15 protein-coding genes are annotated in these 15,035 nt (G+C 68.2%); 7 read left to right on the forward strand and 8 right to left on the reverse strand.

The window, feature by feature from the left end:
• Window positions 1-10: 10 nt before the first annotated feature.
• The 3 genes from RJQ01_RS09035 to tkt are packed head-to-tail and all read right to left on the reverse strand — an operon-like array spanning window position 11 to window position 4,851.
• On the reverse strand, window positions 11-1,606 hold the full coding sequence (locus tag RJQ01_RS09035) for a glucose-6-phosphate isomerase (protein ID WP_350476393.1): 1,596 nt from the start codon (window positions 1,604-1,606) through the stop codon (window positions 11-13).
• Window positions 1,603-2,712, reverse strand: a complete 1,110-nt coding sequence (gene tal / locus RJQ01_RS09040) for a transaldolase (RefSeq protein ID WP_350476394.1) — start codon at window positions 2,710-2,712, stop codon at window positions 1,603-1,605. Before tal ends, RJQ01_RS09035 begins: the two co-directional genes overlap by 4 nt.
• A gap of 45 nt (window positions 2,713-2,757) precedes the next feature.
• Window positions 2,758-4,851, reverse strand: a complete 2,094-nt coding sequence (gene tkt / locus RJQ01_RS09045; protein WP_350476395.1) for a transketolase — start codon at window positions 4,849-4,851, stop codon at window positions 2,758-2,760.
• Window positions 4,852-5,111: 260 nt separating this feature from the next.
• On the opposite strand from tkt, the gene RJQ01_RS09050 reads away from it, so the two are divergent.
• Entirely contained in the window at window positions 5,112-6,032 is a 921-nt protein-coding gene (locus RJQ01_RS09050) for a heme o synthase (protein WP_350476396.1), read from the forward strand.
• On the opposite strand, the gene RJQ01_RS09055 is transcribed toward RJQ01_RS09050, so the two are convergent.
• Window positions 5,978-6,952: a COX15/CtaA family protein gene (locus RJQ01_RS09055; RefSeq protein ID WP_350476397.1), complete on the reverse strand. Its 975-nt coding sequence runs from the start codon at window positions 6,950-6,952 to the stop codon at window positions 5,978-5,980. The genes RJQ01_RS09050 and RJQ01_RS09055 overlap by 55 nt on opposite strands.
• Before the next feature lie 229 nt (window positions 6,953-7,181).
• Between RJQ01_RS09055 and sufB the strand changes: the two genes are divergently transcribed.
• Genes sufB through RJQ01_RS09080 form a run of 5 tightly spaced genes read left to right on the forward strand, consistent with a single transcriptional unit; the run spans window position 7,182 to window position 11,223 of the window.
• Window positions 7,182-8,600, forward strand: a complete 1,419-nt coding sequence (gene sufB / locus RJQ01_RS09060) for a Fe-S cluster assembly protein SufB (RefSeq protein ID WP_350476398.1) — start codon at window positions 7,182-7,184, stop codon at window positions 8,598-8,600.
• A complete protein-coding gene (gene sufD, locus RJQ01_RS09065; protein WP_350476399.1) occupies window positions 8,601-9,785 on the forward strand; it encodes a Fe-S cluster assembly protein SufD in 1,185 nt (394 codons plus the stop codon). It begins immediately after the preceding gene.
• Between the two features lie 3 nt (window positions 9,786-9,788).
• Window positions 9,789-10,106: a non-heme iron oxygenase ferredoxin subunit gene (locus tag RJQ01_RS09070; protein ID WP_350476400.1), complete on the forward strand. Its 318-nt coding sequence runs from the start codon at window positions 9,789-9,791 to the stop codon at window positions 10,104-10,106.
• 17 nt (window positions 10,107-10,123) lie between these two features.
• Window positions 10,124-10,888, forward strand: coding sequence for a Fe-S cluster assembly ATPase SufC (gene sufC, locus RJQ01_RS09075; RefSeq protein ID WP_350476401.1), 765 nt, complete (start codon window positions 10,124-10,126; stop codon window positions 10,886-10,888).
• A 5-nt stretch (window positions 10,889-10,893) separates the two neighbouring features.
• Complete coding sequence (locus tag RJQ01_RS09080; RefSeq protein WP_100822755.1) at window positions 10,894-11,223, forward strand: metal-sulfur cluster assembly factor; 330 nt, start codon at window positions 10,894-10,896, stop codon at window positions 11,221-11,223.
• 74 nt (window positions 11,224-11,297) lie between these two features.
• Here the strand turns inward: RJQ01_RS09080 and RJQ01_RS09085 are convergent, their stop codons facing one another.
• Window positions 11,298-11,912, reverse strand: coding sequence for a biotin transporter BioY (locus tag RJQ01_RS09085; RefSeq protein ID WP_350476402.1), 615 nt, complete (start codon window positions 11,910-11,912; stop codon window positions 11,298-11,300).
• Between the two features lie 106 nt (window positions 11,913-12,018).
• Here RJQ01_RS09085 and RJQ01_RS09090 point away from each other — a divergent pair, with 106 nt between their 5' ends.
• Window positions 12,019-13,617, forward strand: a complete 1,599-nt coding sequence (locus RJQ01_RS09090) for an ABC-F family ATP-binding cassette domain-containing protein (RefSeq protein ID WP_350476403.1) — start codon at window positions 12,019-12,021, stop codon at window positions 13,615-13,617.
• 42 nt (window positions 13,618-13,659) lie between these two features.
• Here the strand turns inward: RJQ01_RS09090 and RJQ01_RS09095 are convergent, their stop codons facing one another.
• From RJQ01_RS09095 to RJQ01_RS09105, 3 genes are read right to left on the reverse strand one after another with little or no spacing between them, the layout of a single operon-like run.
• On the reverse strand, window positions 13,660-14,472 hold the full coding sequence (locus RJQ01_RS09095) for an SURF1 family cytochrome oxidase biogenesis protein (protein ID WP_350476404.1): 813 nt from the start codon (window positions 14,470-14,472) through the stop codon (window positions 13,660-13,662).
• A gap of 4 nt (window positions 14,473-14,476) precedes the next feature.
• A complete protein-coding gene (locus RJQ01_RS09100; RefSeq protein WP_350476405.1) occupies window positions 14,477-14,737 on the reverse strand; it encodes a hypothetical protein in 261 nt (86 codons plus the stop codon).
• The gene (locus tag RJQ01_RS09105; RefSeq protein WP_350476406.1) at window positions 14,734-15,015 is read right to left on the reverse strand and encodes a DUF3099 domain-containing protein; all 282 of its coding nucleotides are present in this window, start codon (window positions 15,013-15,015) and stop codon (window positions 14,734-14,736) included. The genes RJQ01_RS09100 and RJQ01_RS09105 overlap by 4 nt, the downstream gene beginning before the upstream one ends.
• Window positions 15,016-15,035 lie beyond the last annotated feature (20 nt).

Consider the following 15,035-nt stretch of genomic DNA (forward strand, 5'->3'; position numbering starts at 1 on the left):
GTCAGGTCGATCAGGATGCGGCGGCGATCACCGCAGCGATTGACTCGGCGTCGCTCACGGTCAGGGTCACGACCGGACGGCCGTGCTCGGCGAGCACAGCAGCGTCGCCCGCGGCCTGGGCCGCGATGAGCTCGCCGAACGTGAAGGGTCGGTCGGCGATCTCGAGATCGGGGTGCGATGCGCCCACGATCTGCAGGAAGACGCCGTGCGCGGGCCCTCCCTTGTGGTACTGACCGGTCGAGTGAAGGAACCGCGGCCCCCACCCGAAGGTCACGGGACGTCCTGACCGCGCGGCGAGGTGGTGGCGCACCGCCTCGAGCTCGGGGTGCGCCTGCCGATCGAGGTAGGCGTGCACCGAGATGTAGCCGTCGGCGGGCGTCGCCTCCCGAAGCCTGTCAATGGCCTCCGCAACAGTGGATGCTCCGGCAAGAAGCTCGGCCGGGCCACGAGCCTCGACTCGGCCGTCGACGAACAGCGGCGCGGTGGGCTCCGGGCGGTGGTCGAGCAGACCTCGCGCGGCGATCTTCGCCGACTCCACGTCCGGCTGATCGAAGGGGTTGATGCCGAGCAGCCGCCCGGCGACGGCGGTCGCGTATTCCCACGTCATGAGGAGCGCTCCGAGAGAGCCGGAGATCTCAATGTCGCCCTCCGCGACGTCCCGCGTGGCGCGAACATCGCCGACGAGACGCAGAACCTGGATGTCGGGGGCTCCTGAGCTGAGCTCGGGAGCGTCGGGGCCGACGACGACCGGCAGGATGCCCGTACCCTCCTTGCCCGTGGACTCGGCCACGAGCTGCTCGATCCAATCTCCGAGGCCGACGACGTGCGTGCCGTCCGCAACGATCACAAGCTTGTCGCGCCGCGGTATGGCGCCCGCGATCGCTGCCCCGAGCTGCAGGCCGGGGTTGGACGGGGAATCGACGGCGAGGGGCAGTGTCGCCGCGTCCGCTTCGTCGAGCAGCTGGTCAAGGTGCACGCCGGCGAGCCCAGAGGGCACGAGCCCGAAGGCTGTAAGCGCCGAATAGCGGCCCCCGACGGTGGGGTCGGCGAGGAAGACCCGGTAGCCGGCTGCGCGGGAGGCCTCCTCCATGGGCGAACCGGGGTCGGTGACCACGACGATGCGCTCCGCCGGGTCGATCCCTGCCGCGCGGAACGCGGTCTCGAAGGCGCGCTTCTGGCTGTCGGTCTCGACCGTCGAGCCCGACTTCGACGACACGACGACCGCGGTGGACTCGATGCTCTCCTGCACTGCGGAGCGCACCTGACCGGGGTCGGTCGCGTCCAGAACGACGAGGGGGACACCCGCGGTTCGGGTGATGACCTCGGGAGCGAGCGAGGAGCCGCCCATGCCGCACAGAACGATGCGCGTGACGCCTGCCTCGATGAAGTGATCGCGCAGCGCGGTGATCTCGCCGACGAGAGGCCGCGAGACCGTCACGGCCTGCGTCCACCCGAGACGCTTCTCGGCCTCGTCGCGCGCGGCAGGGCCCCAGAGTGTCGCGTCACCTGCGGTGATGCGGCTCGCGACGAGCTCGTCGACCAGCGCGGGCACCAGACGATCGATAGCCTCCTGGGCCGCGCCGCGCGCCGCGACGGTGACCGTCATCGCGCCGCCTCCAGCGCTGCGGCGACGGTGTCGAGCAGCTCGTTCCAGCTGACGACGAACTTCTCGACGCCCTCCTTCTCGAGAAGCGCCGTCACCTCGTCGTAGGAAATGCCGAGCTCGGCGAGTGCATCGAGCACCGCGCGGGCGTCGTCGTAGTGGCCCGTGACCTTGTCTCCCTCGATGACACCGTGGTCAAAGGTGGCCTCGAGGGTCTTCTCCGGCATGGTGTTCACCGTGTTCGCGACCGCCAGCTCCGTGACGTACAGGGTGTCGGGGAGGCTCGGGTCCTTGACCCCCGTCGAGGCCCAGAGCGGACGCTGCGGGTGTGCACCCGCGGAGACGAGGCTCGCGGCGCGATCGGTCGAGAACGACGCCTCAAAGAGCTCGTACGCCAGACGGGCGTTGGCGACGCCGGCCTTGCTCTTGAGCGCGAGAGCCTCGGGGGTGCCGAGGTCGACGAGGCGCTTGTCGATCTCGGTGTCCACCCGGGACACGAAGAACGAGGCGACCGAGTGGATGGTCGAGAGGTCGATGCCGGCGGAGCGCGCCTTCTCGAGACCGGCGAGGTACGCCTCGATGACCTCGCGATAGCGCTCGAGACTGAAGATGAGCGTGACGTTGACGCTGATCCCCGCGCCGATCGTCTCGGTGATGGCCTCGAGACCCTCACGCGTCGCGGGGATCTTGATCATGGCGTTCGGACGATCCACGGTCGACCAGAGGGAGCGCGCCTGCTCGATCGTGCCGGCGGCGTCGTGGGCGAGCCCGGGCTCGACCTCGATCGAGACGCGGCCGTCCCTCCCGTTCGTCGACGCATAGACACCCGAGAAGATGTCGCTCGCCGCGGCGACATCGCTCGTGGTGATGGCGAACACGGCGTCGGTGACGCTCGCGTCGGCCCGCGCCAGCTCGACGACCTGATCGTCGTACGTCGTGCCGGTCGCGAGCGCCGCGGCGAAGATGGTCGGGTTCGTCGTGACACCGACGACATTGCGGCTCTCGATGAGCGTGGCGAGCGAGCCTGATGCGATGCGATCCCGGGAGAGGTCGTCGAGCCAGATGCTCACACCGAGCTCGCTCAGCTGGGCGGTAGGGGTGGTGGTCATGGTGTTCTCACTTCTCGTAGGTGGCGGGCGATGAGGTCACAGGCGTCAGCCGGCGGCGAGGGTGGCGCGCGCGGCCTCGACGACGGCCTCCGTCGTCATGCCGAACTCGCGGAAGAGCGTCTGGTAGTCGGCCGATGCGCCGAAATGCTCGATCGAGACGGCGCGGCCGCGCGAGCCGAGATAGCGATGCCAGCTGAGAGCGAGACCCGCCTCCACAGAGACGCGAGCGGTCACGGACGCGGGAAGCACCGACTCGCGGTACTCGTCGCTCTGCTCGTCAAACCACTCGAGGCACGGAGCGGACACCACGCGGGCGTTCACACCGTCTTGCGCGAGGCGCGTGCGCGCCTCGACCGCGAGCTGCACCTCGGAGCCGGTCGCGAGCAGGATCACGTCGGGAGTGCCGCCCGGAGCCTCCGCGAGAATGTACGCACCCTGGGTTGCGAAGCGCGCCGACGCGAGCGTATCGCCCTCCGCGGCGCCCTCTCCCCGCTCGAAGACGGGAATGTTCTGGCGAGTGAGGGCGAGGCCGACCGGTCGGTCGTGGCGCTCAAGCACCGACTTCCACACCCAGGCGGTCTCTGTCGCATCCGCCGGACGGGCGATGTCGAGGCCCGGGATCGCGCGGAGTGCCGCGAGCTGCTCGATCGGCTGGTGGGTCGGGCCGTCCTCCCCGAGCGCCACCGAGTCGTGCGTCCACACGTACGTCACGGGAATCCGCATGAGCGCGGCGAGGCGCACCGCCGGCCGCATGTAGTCGCTGAAGATGAGGAACGTTCCCCCGAAGACACGCGTGCGACCGTGCAGGGCGATGCCGTTGAGAATCGACCCCATCGCGTGCTCGCGAATGCCGAAGTGCAGGACACGCCCGTAGGGGTGCCCGCTCCACTGCTCGGTCGAGTGCTCCGTGGGCACGAAGGAGCCGCCCTCGGCGATGGTCGTGAGGTTCGACTCCGCGAGGTCAGCGGAGCCGCCCCAGAACTCTGGCACAACGCTCGCGATCGCGTTGATGACCTTGCCCGATGCCGCGCGTGTGGAGACGCTCGAGCCCGCCTCGAAGGTGGGAAGAGCATCCTCGATGCCACTCGGCAGCTCGCCCGCCTGCATGCGATCCAGGAGCGCCTTTCGCTCGGGATTCGCCGTGGCCCAGACCTCGAAACGCTCCTGCCACGCCGCGCGCCGCCGCGCGCCCCGCTCGACCGCCGTCCGGGTGTGCGCGAGCACCTCCTCGCTTACATCGAAGTGCTTGTCGGGGTCGGCACCCATCGCGACCTTCGTCGCCGCGAGCTCGTCGCCGCCGAGAGCCGAGCCGTGGATCTTGCCCGTGTTCTGCTTGGTGGGCGCAGGCCAGCCGATGATGGTCTTCACGACGATGAGCGAGGGCTTGCTCGACTCGGCTTTCGCGGCCTCGATGGCCGCGTGCAGGGCCTGGACGTCCTCGACGTACTCGCCGGTCGTCTTCCAGTCGACCGTCTGCACGTGCCAGCCGTACGCCTCGTAGCGCGCCGCGACGTCCTCCGTGAAGGCGATGTCGGTGTCATCCTCGATGGAGATCTGGTTCGCGTCGTAGATCGCGATGAGGTTGCCGAGCTGCTGGTGGCCGGCGAGCGAGCCTGCCTCGCTCGTCACACCCTCCTGAACGTCGCCGTCGCTCGCGATGACGAAGATGTGGTGGTCGAAGACGCTCTCGCCCTGGGCTGTCTCGGGGTCGAGCAGACCGCGCTCGAATCGCGCCGCGTAGGCGAATCCGACGGCGGAGGCGAGCCCCTGTCCCAGCGGGCCGGTCGTGATCTCGACCCCATCGGTGTGTCCGAACTCGGGGTGGCCGGGGGTCTTCGAACCCCACGTGCGGAGCGCCTGGAGGTCGGCGAGCTCGAGGCCGTAGCCGCCCAAGTAGAGCTGCACGTACTGCGTGAGCGAGGAGTGCCCGGCCGAGAGGATGAAGCGGTCCCGACCGAGCCAGTACGGATCGCTCGGGTCGTGCTGCATGACCTTCTGGTGGAGCAGATAGGCGACAGGCGCAAGACTCATGGCCGTTCCGGGATGCCCGTTGCCCACCTTCTCGACGGCGTCGGCCGCGAGCAGTCGGGCCGTGTCGACGGCGGCGGAATCCAGTTCGTTCCAGGTGAGGTCGGTCATGGCAGCAGTGGTGCCCTTTCTCGAATCGACCGCGGGACCTTGGTGGGTGGCGCCCCGCGAGGTAGCCCCTTGCCCGGATCGTCCTCGATCCTGACCGCACTCCACCCGAGCGCGATGCGCTCCGTTCGAGAGACGGAAGGTGCGGTTGACAAGCACAGCCCAGTATAGGGAGCGGGGTCGCGCCGGGCGGCATGCGCCCCGGCGACCGTCCAGGGCGCCTCCCGTAGACTGTGCCTGCTCGACACGGCCGAAGAGGCGACATGGATACCGCGCTCGATCAGCCTCTGACCTCTCGTCGCCGCGGATTCCGTCGCCTTCTCGCCGCCTATGTCGCCCTGACGAAGCCGCGCGTGATCGAGCTTCTCCTCATCACGACCGTGCCCGTGATGTTCCTCGCCGAGGGTGGGCTGCCCGATCTCGGCCTCGTCGCGGCGACGCTCCTCGGCGGCTCTCTCGCCGCGGGTTCGGCGAACGCGTTCAACATGTATCTCGACCGTGACATCGACCGCATCATGAATCGCACGCGCAAGCGGCCTCTCGTGACGGGGGAGCTCTCCGATCGCGAGGCGCTCGGCTTCGCCTGGATCATCGGCCTCGTCTCCATCGCGTGGCTGCTGCTGACCACCAACGCTCTTGCGGCCGGCCTCGCACTCGCCGCCATCCTGTTCTACGTCTTCGTCTACACCCTCGTGCTCAAGCGACGCACGGAGCAGAACATCGTCTGGGGCGGTATCGCCGGTTGCTTCCCCGTTCTCATCGGCTGGAGCGCGGTCACGGGCTCACTCGACTGGGCGCCGCTCATCCTGTTTCTCGTGATCTTCCTGTGGACGCCGCCGCACTACTGGCCGCTCTCGATGAAGTACCGCGCCGATTACGCCTCGGTGGGTGTGCCGATGCTCTCTGTGCTGCGCGAGCAAGCCGTGGTGAGCATCCAGGTGGTGCTCTACGCCTGGGCAACGGTCGTGATGTCGCTCATGCTCATCCCTGTGGCGAGCATGGGCGCGCTCTACACCACGATGGCGGTGGTCGCAGGCGGGTGGTTCGTCGTGGAAAGCCACCGTCTCTACTCCCGCGCTGCCGCGGGGCGGGAAGCCGCGCCGATGCGCGTCTTCCACGTGAGCAATACCTACCTCACACTGCTCTTCATCGGTGTGGCAGTCGACCCGCTGCTGCCCTTCTGACCGAGGGCGCCGGTGCGAGGCGCGACGCCTTCGCTCTCGCGGAGGGTCAGCAGCACGTGCGTGAGCACCGCGACCAGGACGCAGGCGAGCACCATGTGCGCGCCGACGAGCAACTCGGGCAGCCCGAGTCGCGCTTGCGCGAGGCCGACGGCCATCTGCACCGCCTCGACCGCCAGCAGCCCGATGACTGCCCGACGCAGCGGAGCGTGACCGACCCGCATCGCGGCGATGAGCAGCAGTACGCTCAGCGCCGCCGTGATGTATGCGGGCCACGAGTGGACGTGCTGCCAGACCTCGGGGTCCAAGCCGTTGCGGGGCGTGTCGGCGTCTCCCGCGTGCGGCCCTGAGCCCGTGACGACGATGCCGACGAGGATGGTCGCCCACACGCCGACCGCAGTGGCGATGGCGAGCGCGCGCACCGGCGCGGGAACCGCGAGACGTGTGGTCGCGCGCCCGTTGTACACGCGGTGCACGAGCACAGCGGCCAGAGCGACGAGCACGCTGGAGACGACGAAGTGCAGACCCACGATCCAGGAGTTCAAGCCCGTCAGCACGGTGATGCCGCCGATGATCGCCTGAGCGATGATGCCGAGCCCCAGTGCCACCGTGAGCCTGAGCAGCTCAGGGCGCTCGCGTCGCATCCGCACGACGAAGAGGAAGGCGAGCAGCGCGATGATGATGAGCACGAAGGTGAGGAGCCGGTTTCCGAACTCGACGATGCCGTGGATGCCCATCTCGGGTGTCGCGACGAAGGAGTCCTCCGTGCAGCGGGGCCAGGTCGGGCAGCCGAGGCCCGATCCCGTGAGGCGCACCGCACCGCCCGTGCCGACGATGAGGATCTGCGAGACGAGCGACGCCCACGCGATCACGCGCACCCGGCGGTCGACGGTCGTGGGGAACCATTGCCACAGCCGATTCACGGTCTGCTTCCTCCTCATTTCAGTGCGGGCCTGTAGGATCGTTGAAGCTCATCAATGACGATCGCGAGATTCGCGGAGATTCAGCGCCCGGCCTCGAGTACGAGGTCAGTGTAGGCGCGTTCATTGAGCAACAGCCCGACGCCCACGAGAGGGAGCTCGCTCCCGACGCTCAGGAGCAGGAATGCCTGAGGGCCACCACGGGTTGGGTTCGGCAAAGGAGAGGAATCGCATGTCAGACGTGCTCATCGACCGACCCGAACTGGAGGGACTCGGTCAGTACGAATTCGGCTGGGCCGACTCCGACACAGCGGGAGCCACCGCGCGCCGGGGGATCAACGCTGACGTCGTCACCGACATCTCCCGTCTCAAGAGCGAGCCGGAGTGGATGCTCAAGAAGCGTCTGCGCGGCTACGAGATGTTCGGCAAGAAGCCCATGCCGCTGTGGGGCGCCGATCTCTCCGGCATCGACTTCGACAACATCAAGTACTTCGTGCGCTCCACCGAGAAGCAGGCGACGAGCTGGGAGGATCTCCCCGACGACATCAAGGCGACGTACGAGAAGCTCGGCATCCCGGAGGCGGAGCGTCAGCGCCTCGTTGCGGGCGTCGCAGCCCAGTACGAGTCGGAGGTCGTCTACCACCAGATCCGCGAGGACCTCGAGCAGCAGGGTGTCATCTTCATGGACACCGACACGGCTCTGCGCGAGCACCCCGAGTTCTTCGAGGAGCACTTCGGCACGGTCATCCCGGAGGGCGACAACAAGTTCGCCGCTCTCAACACGGCCGTCTGGTCGGGCGGATCGTTCGTCTACGTGCCGCCGGGAGTGCACGTCGACATCCCGCTGCAGGCCTATTTCCGCATCAACACGGAGAACATGGGCCAGTTCGAGCGGACGCTCATCATCGCGGACGAAGGCTCCTACGTGCACTACATCGAGGGATGCACGGCACCGATCTACAAGAGTGACTCGCTGCACTCCGCTGTGGTCGAGATCATCGTCAAGAAAAACGCCCGTGTGCGCTACACGACGATTCAGAACTGGTCGAACAACGTCTACAACCTCGTCACGAAGCGTGCCGTCGCGCACGAGGGCGCGACGATGGAGTGGATCGACGGCAACATCGGCTCCAAGGTCACCATGAAGTACCCGTCGATCTTCCTCATGGGCGAGCACGCGAAGGGCGAGACCCTCTCCGTGGCGTTCGCGGGCCCCGGCCAGCACCAGGACGCCGGCGCGAAGATGATCCACATGGCGCCGTACACGACGTCGTCGATCGTCTCGAAGTCGATCGCGCGCGGCGGAGGCCGCGCGGGGTACCGCGGTGAAGTGCGCGTGGACGCCACCGCTCACCACTCGGCGAACACCGTGCGCTGCGACGCGCTGCTCGTGGACACCATCTCGCGGTCGGACACCTACCCGGCCATCGACATCCGCGTCGACGACGTGCAACTCGGCCACGAGGCCACGGTGTCGCGGGTCAGCGAGGAGCAGCTGTTCTACCTGATGTCGCGCGGCCTTGAGGAGGATGAGGCCATGGCGATGATCGTTCGCGGCTTCATCGAGCCGATCGCTCGCGAGCTGCCTATGGAGTACGCGCTCGAACTCAACAAGCTCATCGAGATGAGCATGGAAGGATCCGTAGGCTAGATGAGTTCTGCCATCGACACCGACCGTGTCGTGCCCGGTGCCACTGAGCACGCGCACGGCCCCGGCTCACCCGTCCCTGTTCAGACCCGCTCGGAGCGCTTCGCGTCGTCGTCGCACGACGACTTTCCCGAGGTCACCGGTCACGAGCTCGAGTGGCGCCTGACGCCCGTCGACTCCGCACGCGACCTCATCGACGACACGCTCGATGGCGGTGCGCTGCCGGTCGAGGTCACGGATGCCCCGGGCGTCACGAGCGAGTGGATCGACCGGGGCGACCCGCGCGTGGGCTCCGCCGGACTCGCCGAGGAGCGTGCCGCCGCGAACGCGTGGAGCTCCTTCGAGAAGGCGCACGCCGTCACGCTCACCTCGGAGTCCGCGGTCGAGGTGACGATCCGCCGCGCGAGCCCGGACGCTGCTCCGCGCGCGGCGCACACCGTCATCACGGCACGCCGGAACTCGCGCGGTCTCGTCATCATCGACAACTCGGGCCCCGCCCGTCTGTCGGAGAATGTCGAGATCGTCGTGGAGCAGGGCGCTCAGCTCACCGTCGTGAGCCTTCAGGAGTGGGATGACGACGCGGTGCACCTCTCGAGCCAGTTCGCACGAGTAGACCGTGATGCGAGCCTCAAGCACGTCGTCGTTTCGCTCGGCGGCGCGCTCGTGCGCGTCAACCCCTCCGCTCGGCTCGCGGGGGAGGGCGCTCACGGCGAACTGCTCGGCCTCTACTTCGCTGATGCCGGGCAGCACCTCGAGCAGCGCGTCTTCGTGCACCACATCGCGCCCCATACGGTGAGCCGCGTCAACTACAAGGGAGCGCTCAACGGCGCCAAGGCTCGCACGGTCTGGGTCGGCGACGTGCTCATCGGCCGTGACGCGACGGGCACCGACTCGTACGAGCAGAACCGAAACCTCGTGCTCAGCGACGGCACGCGCGCTGACTCGATTCCGAACCTGGAGATCGAGACGGGCGACATCGCGGGCGCCGGCCACGCGAGCGCTACCGGCCGGTTCGACGACGAGCAGCTGTTCTACCTGCGCTCACGCGGTGTGCCCGAGCCGGAGGCACGGCGCCTCGTCGTGCACGGCTTCCTCGTTGACGTCGTGCAGAAGATCGGCAACGCGGCGCTCCAGGAGCGCCTGCTCGCCGCCATCGAGGCCGAGCTCGCACAGATCGAGGTGATCTAGGCCGTGACCGCCACTCGCGTATGCTCCGATACCGAGCTCGCTCCCGCCACAGCGATGCGCGTCGTCATCGAGGGCACTCCCATCGCCGTCGTCAAGGACTCCTCAGGCGCGGTGCACGCGCTCGGCGACACCTGCACGCACGGCGAGATCTCTCTCTCCGAGGGCTTCGTCGAGGATGACGCCATCGAGTGCTGGGCCCACGGGTCGAAGTTCGACCTCGCGAGCGGTGCGCCCCGCAACTTCCCGGCCTACGAGCCGGTGCCCGTCTTCGCCGTCACCATCACCGACGGCGACATCTTCGTCGACCCGACGCCCCAGTAGTAAAGGACTGTCAGACCATGACCTCACTCATCATCCGCGACCTCCACGTCAGCATCGAGACGGACCAGGGCACGACACCGATCCTGCGTGGCGTCGACCTCACGATCAACTCGGGCGAGATCCACGCCATCATGGGCCCCAACGGGTCCGGCAAGTCGACGCTCGCCTACACGATCGCCGGTCACCCCCGCTACACCGTCGACTCGGGGTCGATCACCCTGGACGGCGAAGACGTGCTCGCCATGAGCGTCGACGAGCGTGCGAAGGCCGGACTCTTCCTCGCCATGCAGTACCCCGTCGAGATACCCGGGGTGACCGTCTCCAACTTCCTTCGCACCGCGAAGACCGCGCTCGACGGCCAGGCGCCGCCCCTGCGGTCGTGGGTCAAGGATCTCAAGACGTCGATGGAGGCACTGCGCATGGACGCGGGCTTCACCGAGCGCAACGTCAACGAGGGGTTCTCCGGCGGCGAGAAGAAGCGGCACGAAATCGTGCAGCTCGAGCTGCTGAAGCCCAAGATCGCCGTGCTCGACGAGACCGACAGCGGTCTCGACGTCGATGCGCTCAAGATCGTCTCCGAGGGCGTCAACCGGGTGAAGGACAACACCGATCTCGGCGTGCTCCTCATCACGCACTACACCCGCATCCTGCGGTACATCACCCCCGACTTCGTGCACGTCTTCGTCGATGGCCGCATCGCCGAGCAGGGCGGCGCGGAACTGGCAGAGCGCTTGGAGAACGAGGGCTACGATCGCTACACCGCGGGCGCGCCCGTACACTGATCGCCATGCCCACTGCACTCGAACCGAAGCTCTTCGACGAGGTCGAGGAGGGGCTCAAGGATGTCGTCGACCCCGAGCTGGGCGTCAACATCGTCGACCTGGGCCTCGTCTACGACCTCGCCTGGGATGAGGAGTCTGACGCCCTCATCATCAGCATGACCCTCACGAGCGCCGGCTGCCCGCTCACCGATGTCATCGAGGAGTCGATCGCGAACTCCCTCGACGGCATTGTGGAGCAGTTCCGCATCAACTGGGTCTGGATGCCCCCGTGGGGTCCCGAGCGGATCACCGACGACGGCCGCGACATGATGAGAGCGTTGGGCTTCAGCATCTGACAGCCCGGTGGGCTGTCAGTGCCCAACGCTCCGCCGACAGGCGGTGAGGCCTCGGTGACGGGAATCCGCGCGCGCTACTCGGCAGTGCGCCCGCGCTTCTCCGCCACACGCCACAGCAGCGGCATGAGCGCTGCGGCGATGGCCGCCTTGATCACCCCGCCGATGATGAAGGGCATGAAGCCCGAGGCGAGGACGGCTCCCAGATCGTTCGGCAGGCCGAGCTGGCCCAGCGACACGGCAAGCCACGGCAGGCCGATGGCGAAGACCACGATCGAGCCGCCGATGAACGTCACGAAAGGCTTGAACCAGCCTCGGTCCCACTGGCGCTCGGCAGCCCAGCCGACGATCGCCGCCGAGGCGATGAACCCGAGGATGTAGCCGCCGGTCGGCCCGAGAAGAACCGTCCATCCGGAGGAGGCGTCGCTGTAGATCGGCAGCCCGAGCCCGCCGAGAAGGGCGTAGAGCGTGAGCGATGCGGCGCCGCGCGCGGCACCGAGGGAGGCGCCGACCAGCAGCACGGCGAGGGTCTGCCCGGTGACAGGAACCGGCCACAGCGGAATCGCCACCTGGGCGAGGATCGCGACGAGCGCCGTGCCGGCGACGACGAGGGCGGCATCCGTGGCCAGGCTGCGGCTCACGAGGCGGTCCACCAGGGTGGGGCGAGACAAGGCGGGGGAGGCGATCGTCACAGTGGTCTTCCTCACACAGGATCATGGGTCGGGACACAGCTAGACTATCGGGCTGGCCCCCGTGCGCCGGGTCCGTCGAATCCCACCAAAGAACAGGACGTTTGCTGTGCTCGCTGTGCAAGACCTCGAGATTCGGGTCGGTGCGCGCCTGCTCATGGCGGACGTCTCTTTCCGGGTCGACAGAGGGGACAAGGTCGGGCTGGTGGGGCGCAACGGCGCCGGGAAGACGACCATGACGCGTGCGCTCGCGGGCGAGGGCCAGCCGACGGGCGGCACGATCACCCGGACGGGCGAGATCGGCTACCTTCCCCAGGATCCTCGCGCGGGCGACCCCGACCAGCTGGCGCGCACCCGCATCCTGGATGCCCGGGGGCTCGGCTCGATCGTGCTCGAGCTGCAGCAGGCTGGTGTCGATATGGGCAGCGATGACCCCTCCGTCGCGGAGAAGGCCATGGCGCGGTACAGCCGTCTGACGGACCGCTTCCAGGCCCTCGGCGGCTACTCCGCCGAGGCCGAGGCGGCAGCCATCGCGAGCAACCTCAATCTGCCCGACCGTATCCTCGGTCAGCCGCTCAGCACGCTGTCGGGTGGGCAGCGTCGCCGCATCGAGCTGGCCCGCATCCTCTTCAGCGATGCCGAGACGATGATTCTCGACGAGCCCACCAACCACCTCGATGCCGACTCGGTGGTCTGGCTGCGGGAGTTCCTCAAGGCCTACCAGGGCGGGTTCATCGTCATCAGCCACGATGTCGCGCTCGTCGAGGAGACCGTCAACCGCGTCTTCTACCTCGACGGCAACCGCCAGGTCATCGACATCTACAACATGGGCTGGAAGAACTATCTGCGCCAGCGCGAGGCCGATGCCGAACGGCGCAAGAAGGAGCGCGCCAACGTCGAGAAGAAGGCGAGCGCCCTGCAGCTGCAGGCAGCGCGTTTCGGCGCGAAGGCCTCGAAGGCGGCGTCCGCCCATCAGATGGTCGCGCGCGCCGAGCGCATGCTCTCGGGGCTCGACGAGGTGCGCGCCGTCGAGCGCGTGGCGAAGCTGCGGTTCCCCGACCCCGCCCCGGTCGGCAAGACGCCGCTGCAGGCGCACAACCTGTCGAAGAGTTACGGGTCGCTCGAGATCTTCACCTCCGTCGACCTGGCGATCGACCGGGGCTCAAAGGTCGTGATCCTCGGGCTCAACGGTGCCGGCAAGACGACGCTTCTGCGCATCCTCGCCGGGGTCGACGACCCCGACACGGGCGTGCTCGAACCGGGCCACGGCTTGCGCGTCGGCTACTACGCCCAGGAGCACGAGACGCTTGACACGCGACGGAGCGTGCTGGAGAACATGATGAGCGCCTCCGACGCCATCACCGAGCGCGAGGCGCGCAGCGTTCTGGGGTCGTTCCTGTTCGTCGGCGACGATGTGCAGAAGCCTGCCGGTGTGCTCTCCGGTGGAGAGAAGACACGGCTCTCTCTGGCCACGCTCGTCGTCTCCAAGGCGAATCTGCTGTTGCTCGACGAGCCGACCAACAACCTCGACCCCGCCAGTCGCGAGGAGATCCTCGGCGCTCTGGCAGCGTACTCCGGCGCGGTCGTCCTGGTGAGCCACGACGAGGGCGCGGTCGAGGCGCTCAACCCCGAGCGCGTGCTCATCATGCCCGATGGCGTCGAGGATCTGTGGACGAAGGACTACGCCGAACTCATCGCCCTCGCCTGAGCCTGCGCCGCGCCCGTCGATCACCCGCGAACGGCGGCCCGCTCAGCGCAGGCCGTCGAGTAGCGCATCCTCTTCGTCGGCATCACTTGGTCCGCGGCGCGACGCGGTCGGCTCGAGGCCGTGCAGTCCGCGCCATTCCTGGCGCAGCGCCCAGCCGTAGCCCACGAAGCCGAGCAGGGCGAACAGGTACCACTGGAACGTATAGCTCAGGTGCGGCCCTTCATCCGCGACCGGGCGCGTTGCCGCCACCGGCCGCTCGACCGTGGCGGGATCCTCTTCGGCGAGAAGACCGTATGCACCCGTGATGACGGCACCCGACTCGACCAGCTGCGCGAGAGAAGGCAGGTGGATCGTCGCCACCTGGCCAGAAGGCGCTCCGCGGCCCGGCAACGTCGGCTCTCCGGGCTTGAGTCGCACGATAACCTCGACCCGACCGCGCGGCGGGGCCGGAAGCGCATCGGGGGAGTCCTGCTGGGAGCCCGTCGGCAGCCAACCGCGGTCCACGATGAGCACCCTGCCGTCGTCGAGCGCCAGCGGCGTCAGCACCTCGAATCCCGGGCGCCCACCGAGAGGACGATTGCGCACAAGCAGCTGCTCATCGAGCACGTACTCGCCGACGACGACGACGGGCGTCCATTCCCGCTCCGGGTCGAGAGCCTCACCCTCCGGAAGCACGTCGGTGAGGGCGACAGGAGCCGCATCCCAGTTCTCGGCAACGACCCTGATATCGGCGACCGCTTCCAGCCGGCGGGCCCACTGCCACTGCGCCAGAGCGACACAGACGACGGCGAAGAGCGTCGTGAAGGCGAGCCACCCCAACCACCGCCGACTCGCCGCGAGGCGCAGAATGCTCACGCTTCTAGTCTTCCCGATCGCGCGGGTCGTCGCGATCGGGGAGGCTCTCGACAACCGTTCCTGCGGGAGTGAGGGTCACGGGGAAGCCACGCGCGTCGACGTAGTCGTACAGGTAGTCGCGGTGCTCATCGCAGGCGAGCCAGACCTTCACCCGGTCCGCGCCGTGGATGCGCGGGTTGCGCCAGTTCACGGCCCACTCCGCGGGCGACCGGCACCCGCTGCGCGAGCACCGCGTGCCGGAGATCGCTCCGGGCAGGTCGATCACGCCGCGCCGCCCTGCGGGCCCACCCGCACGATGGAGCCCGGGCGTTCGACGTCGCGACCTCGGGGCGAGGCGACCGTGTTCGCCGCGACGACGGCAATGTAGGGCAGAATGACCGCGCCCGCCGCGGGCAGCAGCATCCACCAGCCTGGTACGAAGAAACAAGCGGCGATGCACAGCATGCGCACCCCCATGGCGATCGAGTACTTGACCATGCGGTCGCGGCGTTCGTCGTCGGGCGACTCAGGCAGGCTCGTGATCGCGGCGGATGCAGGCTTCATGGTGAAGCGATCGTAGCCCG

Origin of the sequence: Microcella sp. (genome assembly GCF_040286215.1) — a bacterium.
Taxonomy (GTDB): Bacteria; Actinomycetota; Actinomycetes; order Actinomycetales; family Microbacteriaceae; genus Microcella.